Here is a 6,246-nt window from a genome sequence, read left to right on the forward strand (position 1 = left end):
GATGTAGCCAAGGCACAGAAAGTTGCATCAGAACTTAAGACCATTCAGAACAAGCTATCCACCTATTATAAAATAAAGGAAAATGTGGAGGAAATAGAAATAACTCTACAGCTTATTGAGGAAGAAGAGGATGAAGGATATATTACTGATCTTAAGTCACTTGTAAAGGATACGGGTGAAGAAATAGAGAAATTCAGAATAAAGACTCTCTTGAACGGCGAATATGACAAAAACAATGCAATACTTACAATACATGCGGGAGCTGGAGGCACTGAAGCTCAGGACTGGGCAGAGATGCTTATGAGGATGTATACCAGGTGGGCTGAAAAAGCGAAGTACAAAATTCAAATACTTGACATACTTTCCGATACGGAAGCAGGAATAAAAAGTGTTACACTTTTAATCCAAGGAGAATATGCATATGGATATCTCAAATCTGAAAAAGGTGTTCACAGGCTTGTAAGAATTTCCCCGTTTGATTCATCGAACAGAAGACATACGTCCTTTGCATCAGCGGATATAATGCCTGAGCTTGATGACAGTATTGAAATTGACATCAATCCGACCGACATCAAGATAGATACATTCAGAGCAAGCGGAGCCGGTGGACAGCACGTAAACACGACGGATTCAGCAGTAAGGATAACCCACCTTCCTACAGGTGCAGTGGTATCCTGCCAGAATGAAAGATCGCAACACAAGAACAAGGCTACTGCCATGAAAATGCTTATGGCTAAGCTTATTGAAATAAAAGAGACGGAAAATAAGGAAAAAATTGAGGACATACAGGGCAACTACAACCAGATAGCCTGGGGAAGCCAGATAAGGTCTTACGTTTTCCATCCATACAGTCTTGTGAAGGATCACAGGACAAATGCTGAAAAGGGAAATGTTCAGGCTGTAATGGACGGAGACATAGACTTGTTCATGAATGAGTATTTGAAAATGGAAAGTATAAATAACAGACAGGAGAGCTAAAATGGATATAATAAAAAAACTGTGTGAAGAATTTAGCCTGAAAGAATTCCAGGTAAAAAGCACTGTGGATCTTATAGATGAGGGAAATACCATTCCCTTCATAGCCAGATACAGAAAGGAAAAGACGGGATCTCTTGATGACGTTGTTTTAAGGGATTTGGATGAAAGACTGACATATATAAGAAACCTTGAAGAAAGAAAAACAGAGGTTTTAAGACTCATAGAAGAGCAGGGCAAGCTTACTGATGAATTGAAAAAAAATATACTCACTGCGGAAGTTCTTCAGAGAGTGGAAGACCTGTACAGACCTTACAAACAGAAGAAGAAAACACGTGCAACCGTAGCAAAGGCAAAAGGTCTGGAACCTTTGGCTGAGATTATACGTAGACAAGAATTAGTGACCGGTTCGTCAGAAGAACTCGCCCAGCCTTATTTAAGCGACGAGGTAAAGACTGTAAAGGTAGCATTCAACGGTGCAATGGACATAATTGCAGAGGCCGTATCAGACGACGCTGAATATAGAGAGAAAATTCGTGAAATCTTCTTGAAAGAGGGATCTATTTCTACATCAGCGGTAAATGAGGAAGAGAGTACAGTCTACGACATGTACTACAAGTTTACAGAGGAAATTTCAAAAATTGCAAATCACAGAATATTAGCTATAAACAGGGGAGAAAATGAAAAGATATTAAAGGCTAACCTGACTACTCCTGATGAGAAAATAGTAAACTATTTGAAAAATAGGATAGTGAATAATGAAAATGCGGTTACGACTGAGTATCTTAATAAGTCCATTGAAGATTCATACAAGAGACTTATCAATCCTTCGGTGACTAGGGAGATAAGAAACATTCTTACAGAAAAGGCTGAAGTGGAAGCAATCAAGGTCTTTTCAAAAAATACGAAAAATCTTCTTTTGGTGCCACCTGTGAAGGACTCGGTGGTTCTTGCAGTTGACCCTTCATTCAGAACGGGATGCAAGCTCACAGTCCTAGATGGAACAGGAAAGGTTCTTGAATATGATACAATATATCCAAACGAGCCTCAAAACAAGGTGAAGGAATCAAAGGCGAAAATAAATGAATTAATAAATAAATATGGTATCGATATTATAAGCATAGGAAATGGTACAGCCTCAAGGGAAACTGAAATGCTTGTGGCAGACATACTGCAGGAATCGGATAAAAAAGTTTCATACACAATAGTAAGTGAGGCGGGAGCTTCTGTATATTCGGCTTCAAAGCTGGCTACTGAGGAATACCCTGACATAGATGTATCTATAAGGGGAGCAATATCCATAGGTAGGAGACTGCAGGATCCTCTAGCGGAATTGGTAAAAATAGATCCAAAGAGCATTGGTGTAGGACAGTATCAACATGATGTAAACCAGTCAAAGCTTGGAAAGGCTCTTGATGGAGTTGTAGAAGACTGTGTAAATAATGTAGGTGTTGACCTAAATACAGCATCTTATTCTCTATTGCAATATGTTGCCGGTGTAAACAAGTCTGTAGCCAAGAATATAGTTGCATACAGGGAAGAAAACGGCAAATTTCACAGCAGAAACGACCTTAAAAAAGTTAAGAGGCTTGGTGACAAGGTATACGAGCAGTGTGGTGGATTCATGAGAATAAGCGACGGTGAAAACTACCTGGATAAGACAGCAGTTCATCCAGAGTCTTACGATATAGCAAAGAAACTTCTTGTTAGACTTGGATATGACTTTGAGCATCTTGGGAATTTAAAGCTTACAGACTTTAATGAGAAAATCCTGTCTGTTCCAGTACAGGAAAAGCATGCTACTCTTGAAATCAAGGGTGGAAGAAAGATGAAAAGCCTTCAAGATCTTGCAAGACTTAAGGTTACCAAGAAGAAAAAATCAACAAATGAAATGCTAAGCGACAGATATAAGGTTCTTTCAGAAGAACTTGGAGTTGGACTTCCTACATTAATAGACATAATCGAAGAGCTTAAAAAGCCGGGCAGGGACCCTCGTGATGAAATGCCAAAGCCTATATTCAGAAATGATGTACTTAAAATGTCTGACCTAAAGCCAGACATGATAGTAACTGGTACTGTAAGAAACGTTGTGGATTTTGGCGCCTTTGTCGACATCGGCGTAAAGCAAGACGGATTGATTCACGTATCGGAAATAAGTGACAAATATGTAAAATCACCTATGGAAGTTGTACAGGTAGGAGATACTGTTTCGGCAAGAATCCTGGAAATAGACACAAAGAGAAACCGAATATCACTGACATTGAAAAAGAACAAGAATAAGAAATAAAATACAAACAAAAATAAGATAATAAACAAATCCCGTGGGCGTCCACGGGATTTGTTTATTTCTACTATAATGGCTGATGTGTTGGAAATTTAATTGTACTAATTTTTGTATGTATAATACTCCGATGTAAGCTGAAAACTGTCTCCTATGCCTTTCGACAATATGATTTCATTATCCTTGGTTATAAAGATTGCTTCCGTGTTTTTAGTTTTTTCGATGAATTCGAGACCTTTTTCAAGTCCCATGAGAAGTACGGAGGTTGAAAGAGCATCTCCGTCAAAAGAATTGTTGGTAATTATGGACACACTCTTGATATTGTTTTCAGCTGGATAACCCGTATGGGGATTAAGGATATGGTGGTATTTCACACCATCTTCAATAAAATATCTTTCATAGTCTCCGGAGGTGACAATCGAAAGATTACTGCCTTCAATGATTCCCATATATCCTCCTCTTGTCACGTCAGGATCCTGTATACCTACTTTAAAGGCATTTCCATCAGGTTTAGAACCAATCAGTAACACATTGCCTCCGAGGTTTAATATGGCACTGTCCACTTCTAGTTCTCTAGCTTTTTTAGCTGCCTGGTCGGCGATATATCCCTTTGCTATGGCTCCAAGGTTTGCATACATGTCCCTGTCTTTTATGAAAATTGTTGAATTCTTATGGTTGATTACAATTTTCCCATAATCTATAAGCTCAAGTGCAGATTTTATTTCATCGGCAGAGGGAATATGCTGTTCATCCGTTCCAATTGCCCATAGTGATATGAGAGGGGCTGAAGTAATGTCGAAGAGTCCTCCAGAAAGAGTTGAATATTCTATTGATTTTTCAAAAACTGCCAGTGTATCCTCTGATACTTCAACAGGTCCTATACCTGCATTATTCCTTATGAAATCTAGTTCACTGTCTTCTTCATGGATGCTAAGCTTTTTTTCCAATTCTGAAATAACTTTGAATATTTCATCAATTGATGAATCGTCTTCAGTACCGTAAAGGGTGATGGTTATCATTGTATCCAGCATAAACTCGTTCTTTGATACTTTTAAATTATTATCATTATCTGAATTATTTGTTGTGCATCCCCATAGGGGTAGGGCAAGGGTCAGTATCAGTACAATACTGAGTATTTTTTTCATTTATTATGTCTCCTTTTGTAATTACTGTAACTGCTATGGTGATTATACTATTTTAGGGCTAAATCTTCAACATTAAATTCCGCAGTTAATGTTGATTTGTTAACAATCCCAACAAATCTATTGAAAAACATTCTCATATATGATATTATAGCAGTAAATTTTCATCCCCTTCAAACATACCAATCTTTATAATTTTCTAGGAGTGATTTAATGCACAATTTAATATATGTCCTGCTTTTGGGATTGTGGCTGGTTTTTGCCGAAAGATTTTCCATTGAAGTTTTGATCACTGGAATTTTCGGAGTTATTTTGGTCGCCCTCATGAACAAAAAACTCATTAAAAAAATACGGTTAAGCATCGGATTAAAGAGTATTCCATATTTCTTTGAATATATTTTCATTCTTTTTTATGAAATAATCAAGGCAAATATTCATGTAGCCATACTGGTATTATCACCAAAGCCGAAGCTATCACCAACTTTTGTAAAACACAAAATCAGTCTCAAATCGGACCTTAACAGGACTATTCTGGCAAATTCCATAACATTGACACCGGGAACTCTTACAGTTTCAATGGATGATGATGTAATGCTTATACATTGCCTTACTGAGGAATTCAGCAAATCAATCGAAGATACAAGATTTGAAAAAATTTTAATGGAACTGGAGGAACTTTATTATGATTAGTCTTCTTAATTTCACAATATTGATTCTGTCTTTAACCATATTCCTATGTGTATACAGGGCAATCAAGGGACCTACTATTTCAGACAGGATAATAGCAATAAACCTTGTGGGAACAAAAGTTATATCAATAATAATAATAGTGTCTTTTATTTTCCACGAAAGCTATTTCATTGATGTTGCACTGGTCTATGCACTGATTAGCTTTTCGGCTTCAATAATAATATCAAAAACCATAAAGGAGCAGTGATATGGCAAGAAATATAATAACAAGCTTATTCCTGCTTTCAGGAATCTTCTTCTTTCTGGTAGGAACAATAGGAATATTGAGATTCCCAGATATTTATACCAGGGCGCACAGCAGTGCAAAATGCGACACCCTGGGAACTGTTTTTACACTGTTGGGACTTTGTATCTACAATGGCTTTGATGCAGTTACACTGAAGATAATAGTAATAATAGGTTTCATATGGGTTACTTCACCAACGGCAACCCATATTATTACCAAGGCACATTACGAAAAAGAAAGTGAGGATATTTAATGGAACTATTCAGTATTATAATGTTAATATCCTTAATTGTATTTTCTATATCAATTTCAATAGTAAAAGACCTGTTGTCAACCATTATTGTATTCATGGTCTATAGCCTTATAATGGCGGTATTGTGGCAGCAGCTTAATGCTCCCGACCTGGCAATAACGGAAGCTGCAGTAGGTGCAGGAGTAACTACATTTCTTTTCATAGCAGCTTTGAAGAAGATAAAAGGAGAGAATAAATGAGACTTGCAAGTGCAATAACCATAGCCATCCTTCTGATAGTCCTTCTTCTGTCAGGGGTAAGTGAACTGCCTTCTTTTGGAAATCCCTACAATCCCGACAACAACGAATTGAGTCATTCGTATCTTGAAAAAGCAACAGAAGAAACGGGATCGATGAACATAGTAACAGCAATAGTACTTGATTACAGGGCACTGGACACATTTATGGAAGCTTCAGTTTTGTTCACAGGCGCTTTAATCATTCTGCTGCTGTTCAAGAAAGCGGCTCCGCCGCGTTAATCGTGCAGGAAAGTATCCTTAACCGCATAATACCAACGATTCAAGGGATTATGCATTTTTACTTTCCTAAACTGCAAGAAAGCGGACAACCCGCGTTAAACG

General features: G+C 37.6%; 8 protein-coding genes. 7 read left to right on the top strand and 1 reads right to left on the bottom strand.

From position 1 onward, the window contains the following. Both prfB and AC3AX0_RS05505 read left to right on the top strand, forming a co-directional pair. Positions 1-978, top strand: a 978-nt coding sequence (gene prfB / locus AC3AX0_RS05500) for a peptide chain release factor 2 (RefSeq protein WP_487549304.1), incomplete at its 5' end; no start/stop codon positions are given. Position 979: 1 nt separating this feature from the next. Further along, positions 980-3,262, top strand: a complete 2,283-nt coding sequence (locus AC3AX0_RS05505; RefSeq protein ID WP_487549305.1) for a Tex family protein — start codon at positions 980-982, stop codon at positions 3,260-3,262. Positions 3,263-3,360: 98 nt separating this feature from the next. On the opposite strand, the gene AC3AX0_RS05510 is transcribed toward AC3AX0_RS05505, so the two are convergent. Then, positions 3,361-4,401 carry an FAD:protein FMN transferase gene (locus AC3AX0_RS05510; RefSeq protein WP_487549306.1) on the bottom strand — a complete coding sequence of 347 codons (1,041 nt, stop codon included), beginning with the start codon at positions 4,399-4,401 and terminating at the stop codon, positions 3,361-3,363. A gap of 210 nt (positions 4,402-4,611) precedes the next feature. Between AC3AX0_RS05510 and AC3AX0_RS05515 the strand changes: the two genes are divergently transcribed. From AC3AX0_RS05515 to mbhE, 5 genes are read left to right on the top strand one after another with little or no spacing between them, the layout of a single operon-like run. Next, a complete protein-coding gene (locus tag AC3AX0_RS05515; protein WP_487549307.1) occupies positions 4,612-5,088 on the top strand; it encodes a Na+/H+ antiporter subunit E in 477 nt (158 codons plus the stop codon). Beyond that, the gene (locus AC3AX0_RS05520) at positions 5,081-5,335 is read left to right on the top strand and encodes an MrpF/PhaF family protein (protein WP_487549308.1); all 255 of its coding nucleotides are present in this window, start codon (positions 5,081-5,083) and stop codon (positions 5,333-5,335) included. Before AC3AX0_RS05515 ends, AC3AX0_RS05520 begins: the two co-directional genes overlap by 8 nt. 1 nt (position 5,336) lies before the next feature. Beyond that, positions 5,337-5,627: a monovalent cation/H(+) antiporter subunit G gene (gene mnhG, locus AC3AX0_RS05525; RefSeq protein ID WP_487549309.1), complete on the top strand. Its 291-nt coding sequence runs from the start codon at positions 5,337-5,339 to the stop codon at positions 5,625-5,627. After that, positions 5,627-5,866 carry a hydrogenase subunit MbhD domain-containing protein gene (locus AC3AX0_RS05530; RefSeq protein WP_487549310.1) on the top strand — a complete coding sequence of 80 codons (240 nt, stop codon included), beginning with the start codon at positions 5,627-5,629 and terminating at the stop codon, positions 5,864-5,866. Before mnhG ends, AC3AX0_RS05530 begins: the two co-directional genes overlap by 1 nt. Further along, positions 5,863-6,144 (top strand): hydrogen gas-evolving membrane-bound hydrogenase subunit E, encoded by a 282-nt coding sequence (gene mbhE, locus AC3AX0_RS05535; protein WP_487549311.1) that lies wholly within the window; start codon positions 5,863-5,865, stop codon positions 6,142-6,144. Before AC3AX0_RS05530 ends, mbhE begins: the two co-directional genes overlap by 4 nt. Positions 6,145-6,246: the final 102 nt, after the last annotated feature.

Source organism: Dethiosulfatibacter sp., from assembly GCF_983023055.1.